Genomic DNA, 16,766 nt, shown 5'->3' with positions numbered 1-16,766 from the left:
TCTGATGCCCACGCGACCTCGGCAGTCGAGCCTCAGGAACGCGCCCGGGGCACCAGCCGCTCGAGCTGGGTCACGTGCGCGGGTGTCAGCTCGTCCAGCGAGGCGACACCGAGCAGCCGCATCGTACGTGCGATCTGCTCGCCGAGGATCTCGATCATCCGGTCCACCCCGGCCTCCCCGCCGGCCATCAGGCCGTACAGGTAGGCCCGGCCGACGAGCGTGAACCGCGCGCCGAGGGCGACCGACGCCACGATGTCGGCACCGCTCATGATGCCGGTGTCGAGCATGACATCGGTGTCCGCGCCGACCTCGCGGGCCACCTCGGGCAGGAGGTGGAACGGGATCGGTGCGCGGTCGAGTTGGCGCCCTCCGTGATTCGACAACACGATGCCGTCGGCGCCGAGGGCCGTGACGGCCTTGGCGTCGTCGACGGTCTGAATGCCCTTGACCACCAGCTTGCCCGGCCACTGCGACTTGATCCACGCCAGATCGTCGAAGGTGACGGTGGGGTCGAACATCGTGTCCAGCAGTTCGGCCACCGTTCCGGACCATCGATCGAGCGAGGCGAACGCCAGGGGCTCGGTGGTGAGGAAGTCGATCCACCACTGCGGGCGCGGGATGGCGTTGAGCACGGTCTTGGCGGTCAGCGCCGGCGGGATCGACATGCCGTTGCGCTTGTCGCGCAGACGAGCCCCGGCGACCGGCACGTCGACGGTCACCAGCAGGGTGTCGTATCCGGCCTTCGCCGCGCGGTCGACCAGGGCCATCGAGCGCTCCCGGTCCTTCCACATGTACAGCTGGAACCAGTTGCGGCCGTGCGGATTCGCATCCCGGACGTCCTCGATCGACGCCGTACCCATCGTCGACAGCGAGAAGGGGATCCCGGCCCGGCCGGCGGCGCGCGCACCAGCGTATTCGCCCTCGGTCTGCATCATCCGGGTGAACCCGGTGGGTGCGATGCCGAACGGCAGTTCCGAACGCCCGCCGAGGATCGTGCACGAGGCGTCGACCTTGGACACGTCACGCAGGATGGCCGGGTGGAACTCGATGTCGGCGAACGCCTGTCGCGCGCGTTCGATGGACAGCTCGGCCTCGGCCGATCCGTCGGTGTAGTCGAAGGCCGCCTTCGGGGTGCGGCGCTTGGCGATCGCGCGCAGGTCCTCGATGGTGAGGGCGGCGTCGAGACGGCGCTTCTTCGCGTCGAACTGGGGCTTCTTGAACTGCATCAGCGGCGCGAGGTCGCGCGGTTTGGGAACTCGACGCTTCATGGGAGAACTGCCTTGCATGGTCATGCCTTTCCTGTCCCCACCGCGGTCCGGGAGCGCGTGCCGCGGGAGTGTCGGGGTGCGTAGTGTTGCGGCGGGAACCTATCGGCGACGATAGACCTCATCGCCTCGAGGTCGCCATCGATCAGGCCGTGGGCGCGGGCGGTGATCAGCACGTTGCCCAGCGCGGTCGCTTCCACCGGACCGGCCTGCACCGGCAGACCCAGCCGGTCGGCGGTGAGTTGGCACAGCAGCCGGTTCTGCGAGCCGCCGCCGACGAGATGGACGGTCTCCACCGTCGTGCCGGACAGTTCGGCCGCTCGCGCCACCCCGTCGGCGAAGGCCGCCGCGAGGCTCTCGACGATCGCGCGCACCATCTCGGCGCGCGTCATCGGCGGACGCATGCCGCGCTCGTCGTACCAGTCGCGAATGCGTCCGGGCATGTCTCCCGGTGGGAGGAACCGGGCGTCGTCGGTGTCGAAGATCTCGACCGTCGCCGGCGCCTCGGCGGCCTGCGCGAGCAGTTCACCGAGATCGGCGCGATACCCTTCGCGCTGGTACTGGCGGACCGTCTCGCTGAGCAGCCACAGGCCCATCACGTTGTGCAGGTAGCGGATACGGCCGTCGGCGCCGACCTCGTTGGTGAAGTTGGCCTTCCACCCGTCGCGGGAGACGACCGGCTGCTCGAGTTCGACGCCGACCAGACCCCAGGTCCCGCACGAGATGTACGCCGACCGCGACGGGTCCATCGGGATGGCGGCGACCGCCGACGCGGTGTCGTGGGACGCGACCGCGGTGACGCGGGTCGACGTCGACAGTCCGAGGCGCTCGGCGACGTCGCCGAGCAACGGGCCCTGGTCGGTGCCGGTCTCCACGAGGTCGGGGAACAAGCCGACGGGCAATCCGAGACGCTCCATCATCGCGGTGTCCCACCGCCCGTTGATGCCGAGCAGTCCGGTGGTCGAGGCGTTGGTGCGTTCGGTGCCGCGCCGGCCCGTGAGCCAGTACGTGATGAGGTCGGGGATCAGCAGGGCGGTGTCGGCCTGATCGAGCAACCCGTCGGCCTTCTCGGTGGCCAATTGGTACACGGTGGTGAACGGCAGGAACTGTAAACCGTTGCGCACGTACAGGTCCGCGGGACCGAGTTCGGCGTGCACGGCGTCCACCCCAGCCGCGCTCCGGGTGTCCCGGTAGTGGTGCGGCAACCCGAGCATGCGGCCCTCCCGCAGGAGCGCGTAGTCCACCGCCCAGGAGTCCACCCCGATCCCGACCAGATCGTCGGACTGCCTGCCCGCCTCGGCGAGGCCGGCCGACGCGGCGCGGAACAGCGCCGGGACTTCCCAGTGCAGAGCGGACCTGCGCCCGTTCCAGATGTGGACCGGGTCGTTGGTGAACCGGGCGACCTGTTCGAGCTCGAGTCGTCCGCGCGAGACGTCGGCCAGCATGACCCGGCCGCTGGTCGCGCCCAGGTCGATCGCGGCGACCTGGGCGGACCGGGTGGATCGGCTCATCGCAGGAACGCGGCGGCGACGCCCGCGTCCACCGGCACGTGCAGGCCGGTGGTGTGCGAGAAGTCGGACGTGCAGAGTGCGAACGCGGCGTTGGCGATGTTCTCCGGCAGCACCTCGCGCTTGAGCAGGGTGCGCTGCGCGTAGAACTTGCCGAGATCCTTCTCCTCGACGCCGTAGACGGCAGCGCGCTTGGCGCCCCAGCCGCCGGCGAAGATCCCCGAACCACGCACCACGCCATCGGGATTGATGCCGTTGACCTTGACCCCGTGCTCGCCGAGCTCGGCGGCCAGGAGACGGACCTGATGGGCCTGGTCGGCCTTCGTCGCCGAGTAGGCGATGTTGTTCGGCCCGGCGAAGACCGAGTTCTTCGACGAGATGTACAGGATGTCGCCGCCGAGCTTCTGATCGATGAGGGCGCGTGCGGCGGCCTTGCTCACCAGGAACGAACCGCGGGCCATCACGTCGTGCTGGAGGTCCCAGTCGGCGGCGGTGGTGTCCAGCAACGACTTCGACAGCGACAGGCCGGCGTTGTTCACGACGAGGTCGATGCCGCCGAAGGCGAGCACCGTTGCGTCGATCGCGGACTGTACGGCCGCTTCGTCGGTGACGTCGGCGGCCACCCCGATGGCGACATCGGTCGAACCGATCTCCTCGGCGGCCGCCCGTGCCTTCTCGGCGTCGAGGTCGGCGATCACCACGCATGCACCTTCGGCGGCCAGACGCGTCGCGATGGCCTTGCCGATGCCGGATGCCGCCCCGGTGACCAGGGCGATGCGGGTCGCGAGCGGCTTGGGCTTCGGCATGCGGGCGAGCTTGGCCTCCTCGAGCAACCAGTACTCGATCCGGAACTTCTCCGACTCGTCGATCGGTGCGTAGGTCGAGATGGCCTCGGCGCCGCGCATCACGTTGATGGCGTTCAGGTAGAACTCGCCGGCGACACGTGCGGTCTGCTTGTCCTTGCCGAAGCTGAACATTCCGACGCCCGGGATCAGCACGATGGCCGGGTCGGCGCCGCGCATCGCGGGGCTGTCCGCGGTGGCGTGACGGTCGTAGTACGCGCGGTAGTCCTCGCGGTAGGCCTCGTGCAGTGCCGTGAGGCGCTCCTTGCACTCCTCGACGCTCGCGTCGGCCGGGAGGTCGAGGACCAGCGGCTTGACCTTGGTGCGCAGGAAGTGGTCCGGGCAACTGGTGCCGAGTGCGGCCAGGCGCGGATGCTCCTCTGCCGCCAGGAATTCGAGGACCGGGTCGACGTCGGTGAAGTGACCGACCTGCGGCTTGTCCATCGAGGCGAGGCCGCGGATGAACGCGGCGAGCGCCGCGGCCTTGGCCCGGCGTTCCTCGGCGGGCAATGCGCCGTAGCCGTCGATCGGGCCGCCGAAGGGTTGCGGCCGACCGTTGGCGGCGATGTACTCCTCGGCGGTGCGGATGATCTCCAGCGAATGTGCCTGCGCCTCATCGGAGGTGTCGCCCCAGGCGGTGATCCCGTGGCCGCCGAGGATGCAACCGATGGCCTGCGGGTTGTCCTTCTTGATCGCCGAGATGTCCAGCCCGAGCTGGAAACCCGGACGACGCCACGGCACCCACACGACGCGGTCACCGAAGATCTTGTGCGTCAAGACCTCGCCGTCGGCCGCGGTCGCGATGGCGATACCGGAGTCCGGGTGCAGGTGGTCGACGTGCGCGGCGTCGACGAGGCCGTGCATCGCGGTGTCGATCGACGGTGCGGCACCGCCCTTTCCGTGCAGGCAGTAATCGAAGGCGGCGACCATCTCGTCCTCACGGTCGAGGCCGGGATAGACGTCGACGAGCGCACGCATGCGATCGAGCCGGAGCACGGCCAGGCCCTTCTCGGTGAGGGTGCCGAGATCACCGCCGGAGCCCTTCACCCAGAGCAGTTCGACGTCTTCACCGGTGACCGGGTCGGTGTCGGAGCCCTTGGCGGAGGTGTTGCCGCCGGCGTAGTTGGTGTTCTTCGGATCCGATCCGAGTCGGTTGGACCGCTCGATGAGGGCGGCGACTGCGGGATTGGTCATTAGGGGTGATCTCCTCGGGAGTTCAGGGAACTGGGGCTGGGGGAGGGCTCAGGCGCCCCAGGACGACTGGGTACCGCCGACACGCTCGGCGACGATGCGCTCGTGGTATCCGGAGTCGACGTATGCGGCCATCGGGTCTGCGGGCAGGCCGCGACGGACACGACGCTCGGCGAGCATCGGACGGACGTCGGTGTAGAACGCGTCCATCACGATCGCGTTCGCGCCCAACACGTCTCCGGCGGCCTGTGCCTCGGTCAGCGCATCGGTGTCGACGAGTAGTGCGCGGGCCGTCATCTCCTCGACGTTCAGCACCGAACGGAGCTGGCCGGGGATCTTCTCCTCGACGTTGTGGCATTGATCGAGCATGAGAGCGACCGGCGACCCGGCGTCGAGCCCGCCGCCGCGGATCACCTCGAACAGGATCCGGAAGAGCTGGAACGGATCCGCGGCACCGACGATGAGGTCGTCATCGGCGTAGAAGCGCGAGTTGAAGTCGAAGGAACCCAGCTTTCCGAGGCGAAGCAGCTGCGCGACGATGAACTCGATGTTGGTTCCCGGCGCGTGATGGCCGGTGTCGAGGCAGACCATCGCCCGCTCGCCGAGCGCGGTCACATGGGCGTAGGAGGTGCCCCAGTCGGGGACGTCGGTGACATACGTCGCGGGCTCGAAGAACTTGTACTCCAACACGAGTCGCTGGTCGTCGCCGATGTGCTGGTAGATGGTCGCGAGCGACTCGGCGAGCCGGTCCTGGCGTCCGCGGATGTCGCCCTGTCCGGGGTAGTTGGTGCCGTCGGCCAGCCAGATCTTCAAATCGCGCGAACCGGTCGCGTTCATCACCTCGATGCAGGCGAGGTGATGGTCGATGGCCATCTGCCGCACCGTCTTGTCGGTGTGGGTCAGGCTGCCGAACTTGTAGGCGTCGTCCTGGAAGGTGTTGGAGTTGACGGTGCCCAGGCCGACGCCGAGATCCTTCGCGTAAGCGGCCAGGGCGGTGTAGTCGTCGACGGTGTCCCACGGGACGTGCAGGGCGACGGTGGGTGCCAGCCCGGTCAGCTCGTCGACCTTCGCGGCGTCGGCGATCTTCTCGTGGATGGTGCGGGGGGTGCCCGGGGTGCCGAACACCTTGAACCGGGTGCCGGAGTTGCCGAACGCCCAGGAGGGGAGCTCGATCTCGAGGTTGTCGAGGATCGTCTCGTCAAAGGTGGCCATGAAATTTCTTTCGGTTGGGATTCCCCGCCGCCGGCGTCGGGGTCAGCCGGCGGCGGGGAGGTCTGAGTGGAACATTCGAACTGGTGGAACGTTTCAATCGCGCACCGCGCGATCAGGCCGTGGTGTCAGGCCGGGGCCCGGTGTCCCGACTCCGCGGCCGGGTTGGTGCCCGGGGTCGGGTGCGCGGCGGATGCCGGTGTCTCGATGAGCTCGGGTGACAGCGGAGCGCCGTAGCGCTCGACCTCGATCTGCTGCAGCGTCTTGCCCTGGGTGTCCGGAGCCGCGATGGCGCCGATGATCAGCGCGACGGTGAGCAGTGCGACCAGCAGGATGCCGACCGTGGTGAGTCCGGTCGCCGCGAGCATGGTGGGGAAGAAGTAGCTCAACAGACCGGTTGCGGTGCGGACGGCGAAGAACATGACGCCCTGGGCGCTGGCCCGATAGGGCGTCGCGAACATCTCGCTGGCCCAGAGGCTGTAGAACGCTTGCGCGCCGATGCCCGAGGAGATGCCCCACAGGACCGCGAAGACGAGCATCGTGGCGACACCGCTGTCGGTGAAGGCGACCAGCACGATCCAGGCGACGATGCCCAATGCGGCGCCGAAGACGTACAGGGCGCGCTGGGAGACCCGGTCGGCATATCGCATGAAGCCGAAGTAGGTCGCGAGGACGGTGCATCCCCAGACCAGCACCTGCAGCAGGTTCTGCTGGACCGCGCTCTCGACGCCCGCGGTCTCGTAGACACGCGGCATGAAGATGCCGGCCTGTCCGGCCACGGTGTTCCAGAAGAGGTAGATGCCACCGAGCAGGAGTAGTGCGGTGATGTTGACCTTCTTGGAGAACAGGCCCTTGATTCCCCGGGCGCCGACGGAAGCGGTGAGCTCACGGGTCTCGTTGACCGCCTCGTCGGACCAGATCTTGGACTCCGCGAGCCCTTGGCGAATCCACCAGACGACCGCGGCGACGACGAAGAGGTGCAGGAAGATGATCCGCGAGCCGAGTAGGCCCATCGGGGCGAGCGCGGCCGCCAGTGCGAAGCCGATCAGGGGTCCGACCGACCAGGCGAGCTGGGCGGTGCCGACGTGTTTGGCGCGTTCGACCGATGGCGCCTCTTCGGCGATGTAGGTCCAGGACGCGGGTACGCCCGCGCCGACCGCGAGGCCGGTGATGATGAACGCCGCCAGCAGCATGGTGAAGTTGAGCGCGAAGGCGGCGAGCAACACGCCGGCCATGTAGACCAGCAGGTCGTAGGTGTAGATCGCCTTGCGGCCGTAGCGGTCGCACAGCGGTCCGCCGATGGCGGCGCCGACCGCCGCGCCGAACGCGTTGGCGCTCAGTGCGGCCAGCAGGCCGACGGCGAAGTTGCTGATGCCGAACTCGTCCTGCCAGAAGGTCAGGCTGGTGGCGATCGCGATGATCGAGCCGGCTTCGATGTAGTTCGACATGGCAACCGAGATGGTCGCCCGCCAGCCGGTGGTGGAGCGCGCTCCTACTTTCATGGGATTCCTAGCGTCGGAGATCAGTAGAGAGGGTCGGGATCGGAGGGGTCAAGCCGGGTTCGCTGATGTCGGTGTGCCCGTCAGTACGCGTCGTGTGTTCGATGTCGGTCAGTCGAGGTGGAAGTACTCGAGGAGTTCGGTACGGATGGTGTCGGGATTGGCGCCGTCGGCGTCTCCGCCGGTGGCCGGGAGGAAGTACTCGGACATGTGCGCCTGCCACCGGGCGTTGACGTCCGTTGCCTCCATGGCGGCGGCGGTCGTCGCGAAGTCGTCGGTCTCGAGGTAACCCACGACCATGCCGTCGTCCTTGCGGAGGAACAACGAGTAGTTGCGCCATCCGGTCTCGCGCAGGGCGTCGAGCATCTCCGGCCACACCTCCGTGTGGGCGTCGAGGTAGTCCTCGACGCGCTCCGGGCGGAGCTGGAGCACGAAGCAGACGCGCTGGGTATCGGGCATGGCTGCTCCTGACAAACGACGTGATGGGAAACGCAGACCGTCGAGAGAGGATCAACCCGGCGAATTAAAACGTTTCAATTTGTGATGGCAGCAACACTAAGAGCGGCCTGTGAGGATGTCAAGACCCGGTTCGCACAAAGCGCACCCCGCCGGAACGGGATCGGTCATGCTCTGTTCGTGCTGGAATTCGGGAAGACGCGCGGAGCAGATGTCGGGGGCAGGATCGCGATCGTGACCGGGGGCGGGTCCGGTATCGGGGCCGCGCTCACGCGCGCGCTGGTGACCCGGGGAGCCCACGTCACCTGCGCGGACATCGCCCTACCCGCGGCGCAGCGGGTGACGGACTCCTTGTCCGGTGGGCCGGGCACCGCACGGGCGGTGCAACTGGATGTGACGGATGCTGCCGCTGTGCAGCGGGTGGTCGACGAGGTCGTCGCCGAGTGGGGGCGCCTGGATCTGATGTTCAACAACGCAGGGATCACCTGGGGTGGTCCGACCGAGATGCTGACGCCGGAACAATGGGACGCGATCATCGACGTCAACATCCGGGGCGTCGTGCACGGGGTCGCGGCCGCGTACCCGGTGATGATCGAGCAGCGTTCCGGACACATCGTCAACACGGCGTCGATGGCCGGGCTCGTCGCCGCCGGACTGATCACGAGCTACGTGATGACCAAACATGCGGTCGTGGGGCTGTCGCTCGCACTACGGACCGAGGCTGCGGGCCGCGGGGTGAACGTGCTGGCGGTGTGTCCCTCGGCAGTGGAGACCCCGATCCTGGACAAGGGATCGGTCGGCGGATTCGTCGGTCGCTCTTATTATCTGGCGAGTCAGGGTTCGTCGACCGCGTACGACGCCGACCGCCTTGCCCGGGACACGCTCGCCGCCATCGAGCGGAATCAACCACTGCTGGTCGTCCCGCGTCGATCCCGGATCACCTGGCGCGTCCAGCGATTGGCGCCCGGCCTCACGAATCGGCTTGCCGCGCAATTCATCGATCGGCAACGCGCGGAGTTGCGGCCGGAGGGTTAACCGCCGGCGGTGCTGCTCAGGATGGCGATGATGACACCTGCCACGGTCAGTACACCGACGACCCAGGCCATCGTGATCGCGACCCGTCTGCGTCCGAACCGGGCCGCGTTGATTGCGATCCCGAGGCACACCAGGACCGCGATCGAGTACACCGAGATACCGAGGGTGAGCAGGGCGACGGAGGAGTCGGCGAGCAGGACAACCCGAGTGGACATGACACCGAGTACATCATCAGCGGGCTCGGGGGATGCACGCGGATCGAGACAGCCCAGTGGCGTGCCGGCTTTCCGTGACACTTCGTCTCGTGCTTTCGACGCAACGCGTTTGCAACGACGCAGGTAGCGGGATCAGGCGCAGAGGTCTGGCGGTGTTCTTGACGTGCTCCCGCGCAATTGGGATGTCGCCGTTGCGCACTGCGGAGTGAGTCGGGATGGGCGATCTGGCTATCGGTTCGGAACAAGCTCCCAACGACCTTGCTCCCAGGTGTAAGAATCCCTGATCCCTGAGTAATCGAAGGGCAGGGTGACAAAATCCTCGCCATTGTCGCGCCTCAGGTCATAGCGCACAGTTTTGCCGTTGACGATGAAGCGCAGCCGCAGGAACCACATGGTGGGTCGACTGGTGGTGTACGCGTGTACTCGGAAGACTTCGGTCGAACCTTGTGGTATTTCGAAGCGAAATGGCACGCGTGGGGCACTTGGGTCGTCACCGCGATGGCATACAAGTGTTTCGTCATCGAGTGACACGAGGAGATAGTTACCCTCTAATGGCCCGCCCGCGGGCGGAGGGAGAATCGCTATGCCATCGACACTGCCGAAGCCGGGCCGCAAGACGGGTTTACCGCCCGTCAGGGCAACGGTCGCATTTTGAGCTTGTACTTCGAACTCGAACACGGTGTGCCCCAGCTCGATTCCCCTGTTCTCATTGATCCAATCAAAGGGCTTACTGTAGCTGGTCCGAGAACCTAGATCCCGCAGCTCGGTCAACTCGTCCGGCGTCCCTACGGGGAAGAAGAAGCGTTTGACCCTCATGTCACCGAAGGTGTCATAGTCCTCGTCGACGCTAACTGTGACTCGGGATCGACGCAGATAGGCCTGCGCCGCTTGTCCTGCCAATGCCGCTCCTGCTACCGGGTCCATTCACATATCCTCTCACTCCCGGCGTTTCTGCCGAGCCAAAATGTTGGCGTCCGAGTTCGGGTTGCGCCGACACTCGGCGACTGCGGGCCAGGCGTAGGTGTCGTCCGCCGCACGATTTTCCCTGCGGTAGCGGGCGGCCGCGAAAGGCGAACGGCATCGCTAAGCCTGCGCCACACGTTCGCGGAGATGCAACTTATGGAGGGGAGCACTTCATGTGGTCAGCCGGTGGATGGGTCGCAGCACCTTCACCCCACACACTCGACGCCTACGGTGACTGGATTCCTGAGGAAGGCGGCGGCGCACTGAACGATTTGCCCGATCCCTCCCAGCTGATTCCGCATGAGGCCCCCGAGTCGTCGGATGACGTTCCTCTATTCGGACGGTGAAGGTAAATGGGCGTAGTTGCTCGCGTACGTCAAGACACGTGGCGCGAGTAAAATGTAGGGCGGAACCGGAACCTTCCGTGTGAACCCTAGACCGGACTGCAACGCGTAAAGACCCTCTTTTCCTTCGAAACGGTCGACAAGGTCTTTCACAGTCGCGACATCGTCAGCGATATCGGGATACAGAATCGCATCCAGTTGGTCTTGTAGTTCAGCAATCTGAGGTTGGGCGGCCTTGATCATGTCCAAGACGCTAGGATCGTAGTCGATGGCCTCGAGTTCGGTGATCTTGATCCATTTTTCTCGTGCAGCCCTGTTGGATTTGATCATGTAATCACGGTCCATAAACACGTTCGCGGTGCTCTCGCCTTCTAGGCGAGCATTGAGTTCAATCTTGAAAGCATTAATGTCGCCATGAAGCAGGGCGTCACGCATTTTGATTAACCATCGGTAATCAAACGATGACACGAGCAGATCATCAAACAGATCGAGAGCTTGTTTCTCCTCTACGGTCTTGCGGCCGAACTGCTCGCGAACTGCGCGGATGGACTGATCTCTATGACTGTGGAGCGCGCTAGTGAAAGATATGAGCGCTGAACGGATTCGCCTTCGGCGCTCGTCGAAAGCATCTTGATCGGACAGTGAAATTCGCCGACTAGTGACATCGGAAATTACTGCAATAAGCAAATCGCAGAATCTCTCATTTTCATCAGAAATGTGCTGGAGAAGTTCGCTGTCAATCATGCGGCGGAGGCGCTCGTGTGCCGTGCGATACTCTGCGTCTTCATCTGCAGTGAATGAGCAGAGCTTTTTGAAGATGATAGCAGCATCGATACCCGGATCGGAATATCCCAACATTGCTCCGTACGGGTCGGAGGCGGCAGCTGCGTCGTCGTCAGCGTCCTGTTTTATCTGTTGCTCTCCCTGTTCCTGTATCTTATTGAACACCGACAGAGAATTGGTGATTATTTCGCGAATCTCATCTTCTGTCGGGAGCTTTGTAGATAGCCAGTTGCGAGCGCGCTGAGCGACTTCTTGTAGTGCGGTGCGCATTGAGTTCTGGACGTCGTTTCTCGTCATTCGGTCGCGGGCGTCTGGTGTGTTCGCGTAGTCCATTGCCGCGGAGGCCAAGACCTCCGCTTGAGCCCGCATTGTCTCCAGCACAATGACCATGGCCGCGCTCTGAGGCGGTGGCGCGGTTTCCCTGGAGATTAGGTCCCGCCACGCGTCCATGAAGTGTTCGCAGAAGTCAAATGGGCTGTCGCCGTCGAATTCGTCTAACTTGGCGATCAGTCCGTCTAACTTTCGTATCCAGTCTTCCAAACTGGTCTTGGCTTCATCGTCTTCCGGTGGCACACTTCGACTCCTGTCATGCTCGAACTTCGCGGCCTCGTCGTGGACAGCCTGTAAGCATCGCACGTACGCAACTCATTGCGTCTGACATCTGATCCCGCGTGTCGCGCTGATGCGGCAGCTTAGGTAGCACGGGGGTGGCACTGTAATCGTTCGGATGACGCGAGGGAACGGCAATAGTCAATCTACCTGCGGCGATGCGGTGCCCCCAGTCGGACTCGAACCGACACTGTGCCGATTTTAAGTCGGCTGCCTCTGCCAATTGGGCTATGGGGGCGAAGGGTCCGCTCGACGACGGTCCCCACGGTGAGCATAGTCAGCCGCGGCAGCGTGTCCGAATTCGTCCGGCGTTGCCACCGACAGACGTCAACTCGACCGCCAGACCTCGATCGAGGTCTGGCAGTCGAGTCGACGTCTGGGAGTCAGCCGTCCTTGACCGGCCCAGTCGCCGGGGTGATCATGGGGCATGGACGCGGCAGCGGTGACCGGGGCACGCAATTGGGAGGCCGTCCGAGAACGGCATCCCGCCATCGTCGAGCGCCTCGAGGCGGGTCTGACGCAGGGTGATCCGCTCGCCGACACGGTGATCGTCGAGGCCAGAGAACGCGGAATCTCTTTCTCCACACTGGTCGCGCTCTTGGAAGAGCACACCTCCGCCGAGGAGGAGACCGATGTCGAACACCTCGAGATGCCCGCCTCGATGACGCATCTGTTGCAGGTCGCGAGCGCCCCACCTCCGTGGTTCGACCCGGCCTGGGCGGAGGCCGGCGCCCGCGCCTGGTGGCGGTTCGGCACGTTGCAGTCGTCGACGCTGTATCAGTCGCTGATCTACGGGTTCAAGGCGCAGGGATTCGTCCGTCCGCTGGTGGCCACCGGCCGGCTGGGATCGGGGACACGTGATCGAGTCGAGTCGACGGCCCGCTGGGTCGCCGAGGCGACCACGCCCGGATCGATGCTCCCGGGCCGTCCCGGTTGGGTTGCAACGCTTCGTATTCGGCTGCTACATGCCTACATCCGCGACGTCCTGCGGCACCCGCCCGGCGGCGATCCGACGGACGACGCCGGGGCCTGGGACGAAGGGGAGTGGGGCGCACCCATCAACCAGACGTATGCCGTGATGACCATCTCGTGCGGCTTCCTGGCTCTACCTCTCGTCGTCGCACGGGATTTCGGGATCCACTACAGCAGTGCGGAATGTGAGGCGATCACGCATCTGTGGCGCTGGATCGGCTGGGTCATCGGGGTCGACGACGACCTCCTGCCGCCGAGTTACGAGCGTCGAGCGAATTGTTCCGTATCGCAGGCGAATTCGAGCTGCAGCCCGACGATTCGTCGAAGGTGCTGATCAAGGCGCTGCTTCGCGAGGGGTACGACCTTCCGCGCGTCGTGCACGGGGCCGCGCCGATTCCGGTGCCGGGGTTGCTGGTCTCCGCGGTGGATGCGATCACCAGACCCCTGCTCATGTCGTCGTTCTCGGCCATCAGCACCAGATGGGTCGAGCGCCCGGTCGCCCGGCGGATGGGTCTGCGCCGGACGCCGTTGCACCATCTCGTCGACGTCGCACGGCCCGCCGTCAGGCTGCGCGAGATCGCGCGGGCGACCGGACTGCTCGGATCGGAGTCGACGGTGATCGAGCGCGAACTGCGAACGGTCCGACGCGGACTCGGCATGCCGCACGTCCCTGAATCGTCCTTGACCGCCTAAATTACTGCTGATAACTTAACGCCGTAAAGTCGACCGACGCGACAGGGGTCCGCATGCTGGTCAGATTGACACGGCTGGTCATATCCATGCCCAAACGAGTGCTGCTGGGTGCACTCATCCTGCTGGTGGTGTGCGGCGCGTACGGCGCCACCGCGGCCGAACATCTGCTGGCCGGAGGGTACAGCGATCCGAACTCGGGGTCGGCGCGGGCGGAGAGAACGCTCGACGAGACGTTCAACCGCGGCGGGGTCCAGGTCGTGCTCAAACTGGACGGTCCCGACGGAGTCGACGTCTCCCGCGACCCGACGGCCCGGGCGGTCGGTGAGGACATCGTCGCCGACCTGAATCGCAATCAGTACGTGCAGGACCAGATTTTGTCGGTGTGGGCCAATCCGGCGCTCGACTCCGCGCTCGTCAGTCGCGACCGGACGTCGACGCTGATCATCGCCTCGCTCGACGGTGGCGAGGATTCGGCGCCGGGGCACGCCGAGGAGATCGCCGCGGCCCTGGCCGGTGACCGCGACGGGATCACCGTGCAGGTCGGCGGTCAAGGAATGGTCTTCGCACAGGTCAACGATCAGACCGCGTCCGATCTCCTCGTCGCCGAGGCCATCGCGATCCCGATCACGTTCATCGTGTTGATCTTCATCTTCGGCGGATTGCTCGCCGCGGCCGTCCCGGTCGGCATCGGCATCGTCTCGATCATCCTCACCTTCGCGCTGCTCCGGGCGATCGGATCGGTCACCGACGTCTCGGTCTTCGCGCTCAACCTCACCACCGCACTGGGTCTCGCGCTCGCGATCGACTACACGCTGCTGATCCTGACGCGCTACCGGGAAGAGGTCGGACACGGTCTGAGCCGGCCCGACGCGATCGTCCGGACCCTGGCCACGGCCGGGCGGACGGTCGCCTTCTCCGCGGTGACCGTCGCCCTGTCGCTCAGCGCGCTCGTGCTGTTCCCGCAGTACTTCCTGCGCAGCTTCGCCTTCGCGGGTCTCGGCGTCGTGGTCGTGGCCGCGGTGTCGGCGCTCGTGCTCACGCCGGCCGTGCTCATGCTCCTCGGTGATCGCATCGACGCGTTCGATGCCCGGAAGCCACTCCGGCGCCTGCTTCGGCTGCCGCCGGCGCGGCCCGTCGAACCCGAGGACACCTGGTGGTACCGGCTCGTCCAGTGGGTGCTGCGCCACGCCTTGCCGGTCGCCGCGGTCGTCACGGTTTTCCTACTGGTACTCGGTGCGCCGTTCCTGTCGATGAAACTGGGGTTCCCCGACGACCGGGTGCTCCCCGAGTCGGCGAGCGCCCACGCGATCCAGCAGGAGATCCGAGACGACTACGAGGACGACCTGTCCGCAGCGGTCACCGTCGTCGTGCGGGGGCCGGTGGACGATGCGGCCCTGGCCGACTACACCCGCGCCCTGTCGACGGTCGGAGATGTCAACTCCGTAGGGTCGTCGGCCGGGACGTTCGTCCGGGGTGCGCCGGCCGCACCGGGCAGCCCGGACGACACCCGGGGCGACGTACACGTCCTGCAGGTGTCGACCGACCGCGACCCGATGAGCGAGTCGGGGATCGCCCAGCTCGACGAGCTGCGGGCGGTGCCGCCGCCGGCGGGAACGGAGACCCTGTTCAGCGGGCTCGCCGCCGCCACCGACGACACCGTCGGGTCGATCTACGCGCATCTGCCGTGGGTGCTCGGACTGATCGCGATCGCGACGTTCGTGCTGCTGTTCCTGTTCACCGGGAGCGTCGTGTTGCCGCTGAAGGCGCTCGTCCTCAACATCCTGTCGCTGTCGGCGACGTTTGGCGCGATGGTCTGGTTCTTCCAGGAAGGGCACCTCGGAGGTTTGGGGACCACCGCGACGGGCACCCTCAGCGCGACCATGCCGGTGCTGCTGTTCTGCGTGGCGTTCGGCCTGTCGATGGACTACGAGGTGTTCCTGTTGGGACGGATCCGCGAGGAGTGGTTGCGATCGGACCGGACGCGGGGGGCCACCGACCATGCCGTGGCCCTGGGCTTGGCCCGGACCGGCCGGGTCATCACGGCCGCGGCACTGCTGATGAGCATCGTCTTCGCCGCCATCGCGGCGTCGGAGGTCTCGTTCATGCGGATGTTCGGGGTCGGTCTCACCCTGGCGGTCCTGATGGACGCGACGATCATCCGCATGTTCCTCGTCCCCGCCTTCATGCGGCTGGCCGGGCGGGCGAACTGGTGGGCGCCGGGTCCGCTGCGACGGCTACATGATCGGATCGGGTTGTCCGAGGAGGCCCCGGAGGTCGGGCGTCCCGAGAAAGCGGCGCCGGACACCGCGCCGACGAGGGTCTGACACCGAATACGTCATGGCGACGGATGAACGGCGGCGGGACAGGTGCAGGAGTGCAGTGACGACACGTAGACGAGCGAGATCACCGCGCGGGTCCGGAGAGAACCTCGCGGAGGAGATCATCGAGGCGGCCGGCGAGCTGCTGGTGGAGAACGGTGACGACACCGCGATGTCGATCCGTGCGGTCGCCAACCGGGTCGGTGTCACACCGCCGTCGATCTACCTGCACTTCGCCGACAAGGAAGCCCTGCTCGACGCCGTGTGCGCGCGCTACTTCGAGCGTCTCGACGACGAGATGGCGGCCGCGTCGGAGGGCGTCGACGACGCCTTCCGGCGCGCACTCAACCAGGGGATGGCCTACGTACGCTTCGCCGTCGCCACCCCGGTGCTCTACCGGGTGGCGTTCGGCAAGCCCACCTCCGCGGGGCATCCGTCGAAGGTCGACGAGGTACTCGCCGCCAGTGCGTACTCGCGGTTCGCCGGAACCGTCACCGAGCTGGCCGACGAAGGGGTGTTCGATCACGCCGAGATCGCCGACATCGTTCTCGAGTTCTGGGCCGCCGCCCACGGGATCGCGTCGCTGATGCTCGCCAAACCGGGTCTCGCCTGGGGGGACGACTTCGCGCGTGCGGAAGCCATGCTCACCGCCATGTGCCTGGGCCGGGCCTCGCTCGCGACCGACGGCGGTATCGATCAGACCGCAGTGGGCCGCCGGTTGAGGTCGCTGCGCGACCGGGTGAACTGACCCGGTGGCGGGTGTCTGACGACAGAAGGGTCAAGAGTCGGTAAAGTCGACGTCGACTCGGTCGTTGCGAGCTCTCGTCAGGGAACTCTCAGAAACGGCCCGACGTTGAGACGGCA

14 protein-coding genes and 1 tRNA gene are annotated in these 16,766 nt (G+C 66.0%); 5 read left to right on the top strand and 10 right to left on the bottom strand.

The features are described 5' to 3' along the window. Positions 1–32: 32 nt before the first annotated feature. The 6 genes from KB201_RS01620 to KB201_RS01595 all read right to left on the bottom strand — a co-directional run bounded on the left by KB201_RS01620 (position 33) and on the right by KB201_RS01595 (position 7,973). The gene (locus KB201_RS01620; protein WP_211538252.1) at positions 33–1,268 is read right to left on the bottom strand and encodes an alpha-hydroxy acid oxidase; all 1,236 of its coding nucleotides are present in this window, start codon (positions 1,266–1,268) and stop codon (positions 33–35) included. Positions 1,269–1,288: 20 nt separating this feature from the next. Further along, complete coding sequence (locus KB201_RS01615) at positions 1,289–2,776, bottom strand: rhamnulokinase family protein (protein ID WP_058250775.1); 1,488 nt, start codon at positions 2,774–2,776, stop codon at positions 1,289–1,291. After that, positions 2,773–4,809, bottom strand: coding sequence for a bifunctional rhamnulose-1-phosphate aldolase/short-chain dehydrogenase (locus KB201_RS01610; protein WP_058250774.1), 2,037 nt, complete (start codon positions 4,807–4,809; stop codon positions 2,773–2,775). The genes KB201_RS01615 and KB201_RS01610 overlap by 4 nt, the downstream gene beginning before the upstream one ends. Positions 4,810–4,857: 48 nt before the next feature. After that, positions 4,858–6,018, bottom strand: a complete 1,161-nt coding sequence (gene rhaI / locus KB201_RS01605) for an L-rhamnose isomerase (protein ID WP_058250773.1) — start codon at positions 6,016–6,018, stop codon at positions 4,858–4,860. A 125-nt stretch (positions 6,019–6,143) separates the two neighbouring features. Continuing rightward, positions 6,144–7,517: an MFS transporter gene (locus KB201_RS01600; RefSeq protein ID WP_058250772.1), complete on the bottom strand. Its 1,374-nt coding sequence runs from the start codon at positions 7,515–7,517 to the stop codon at positions 6,144–6,146. Positions 7,518–7,625: 108 nt separating this feature from the next. Further along, a complete protein-coding gene (locus KB201_RS01595; RefSeq protein WP_065631970.1) occupies positions 7,626–7,973 on the bottom strand; it encodes an L-rhamnose mutarotase in 348 nt (115 codons plus the stop codon). 177 nt (positions 7,974–8,150) lie between these two features. Here KB201_RS01595 and KB201_RS01590 point away from each other — a divergent pair, with 177 nt between their 5' ends. Then, positions 8,151–9,005 (top strand): SDR family oxidoreductase, encoded by an 855-nt coding sequence (locus KB201_RS01590; protein WP_058250770.1) that lies wholly within the window; start codon positions 8,151–8,153, stop codon positions 9,003–9,005. Here KB201_RS01590 and KB201_RS01585 read toward each other — a convergent pair. The 4 genes from KB201_RS01585 to KB201_RS01570 form a co-directional block, all read right to left on the bottom strand. Next, the gene (locus KB201_RS01585; RefSeq protein ID WP_004020299.1) at positions 9,002–9,220 is read right to left on the bottom strand and encodes a hypothetical protein; all 219 of its coding nucleotides are present in this window, start codon (positions 9,218–9,220) and stop codon (positions 9,002–9,004) included. The two genes, KB201_RS01590 and KB201_RS01585, sit on opposite strands and share 4 nt — an antisense overlap. 228 nt (positions 9,221–9,448) lie before the next feature. Further along, entirely contained in the window at positions 9,449–10,144 is a 696-nt protein-coding gene (locus tag KB201_RS01580) for a hypothetical protein (RefSeq protein ID WP_139114196.1), read from the bottom strand. Positions 10,145–10,515: 371 nt separating this feature from the next. Next, positions 10,516–11,883: a hypothetical protein gene (locus tag KB201_RS01575; protein ID WP_211538192.1), complete on the bottom strand. Its 1,368-nt coding sequence runs from the start codon at positions 11,881–11,883 to the stop codon at positions 10,516–10,518. 200 nt (positions 11,884–12,083) lie between these two features. Next, positions 12,084–12,157, bottom strand: a tRNA-Leu gene (locus tag KB201_RS01570). A gap of 189 nt (positions 12,158–12,346) precedes the next feature. On the opposite strand from KB201_RS01570, the gene KB201_RS01565 reads away from it, so the two are divergent. Genes KB201_RS01565 through KB201_RS01555 form a run of 4 tightly spaced genes read left to right on the top strand, consistent with a single transcriptional unit; the run spans position 12,347 to position 16,650 of the window. Next, entirely contained in the window at positions 12,347–13,225 is an 879-nt protein-coding gene (locus tag KB201_RS01565) for an oxygenase MpaB family protein (protein WP_307848009.1), read from the top strand. Further along, positions 13,168–13,584, top strand: a complete 417-nt coding sequence (locus tag KB201_RS25140) for a hypothetical protein (RefSeq protein WP_307848008.1) — start codon at positions 13,168–13,170, stop codon at positions 13,582–13,584. The genes KB201_RS01565 and KB201_RS25140 overlap by 58 nt, the downstream gene beginning before the upstream one ends. Before the next feature lie 53 nt (positions 13,585–13,637). Beyond that, complete coding sequence (locus KB201_RS01560) at positions 13,638–15,908, top strand: MMPL family transporter (RefSeq protein ID WP_211538191.1); 2,271 nt, start codon at positions 13,638–13,640, stop codon at positions 15,906–15,908. 55 nt (positions 15,909–15,963) lie between these two features. Then, the gene (locus KB201_RS01555; protein WP_058250756.1) at positions 15,964–16,650 is read left to right on the top strand and encodes a TetR/AcrR family transcriptional regulator; all 687 of its coding nucleotides are present in this window, start codon (positions 15,964–15,966) and stop codon (positions 16,648–16,650) included. Positions 16,651–16,766: the final 116 nt, after the last annotated feature.

This window comes from Gordonia sp. SCSIO 19800 (assembly GCF_018132775.1).
Classification (GTDB): Bacteria; Actinomycetota; Actinomycetes; order Mycobacteriales; family Mycobacteriaceae; genus Gordonia; species Gordonia hongkongensis.
Note: the sequence above shows the minus strand (reverse complement) of the source record. Positions and strands in the feature narration are given on the sequence as shown.

Excerpts from the sequence above, each read along its gene's own strand:
- KB201_RS01620 (WP_211538252.1), bottom strand. The coding sequence starts at position 1,268 with ATGAAGCGTCGAGTTCCCAAACCGCGCGACCTCGCGCCGCTGATGCAG.
- KB201_RS01615 (WP_058250775.1), bottom strand. The coding sequence starts at position 2,776 with ATGAGCCGATCCACCCGGTCCGCCCAGGTCGCCGCGATCGACCTGGGC.
- KB201_RS01610 (WP_058250774.1), bottom strand. The coding sequence starts at position 4,809 with ATGACCAATCCCGCAGTCGCCGCCCTCATCGAGCGGTCCAACCGACTC.
- rhaI (WP_058250773.1), bottom strand. The coding sequence starts at position 6,018 with ATGGCCACCTTTGACGAGACGATCCTCGACAACCTCGAGATCGAGCTC.
- KB201_RS01600 (WP_058250772.1), bottom strand. The coding sequence starts at position 7,517 with ATGAAAGTAGGAGCGCGCTCCACCACCGGCTGGCGGGCGACCATCTCG.
- KB201_RS01595 (WP_065631970.1), bottom strand. The coding sequence starts at position 7,973 with ATGCCCGATACCCAGCGCGTCTGCTTCGTGCTCCAGCTCCGCCCGGAG.
- KB201_RS01585 (WP_004020299.1), bottom strand. The coding sequence starts at position 9,220 with ATGTCCACTCGGGTTGTCCTGCTCGCCGACTCCTCCGTCGCCCTGCTC.
- KB201_RS01580 (WP_139114196.1), bottom strand. The coding sequence starts at position 10,144 with ATGGACCCGGTAGCAGGAGCGGCATTGGCAGGACAAGCGGCGCAGGCC.
- KB201_RS01565 (WP_307848009.1), top strand. The coding sequence starts at position 12,347 with ATGGACGCGGCAGCGGTGACCGGGGCACGCAATTGGGAGGCCGTCCGA.
- KB201_RS01560 (WP_211538191.1), top strand. The coding sequence starts at position 13,638 with ATGCTGGTCAGATTGACACGGCTGGTCATATCCATGCCCAAACGAGTG.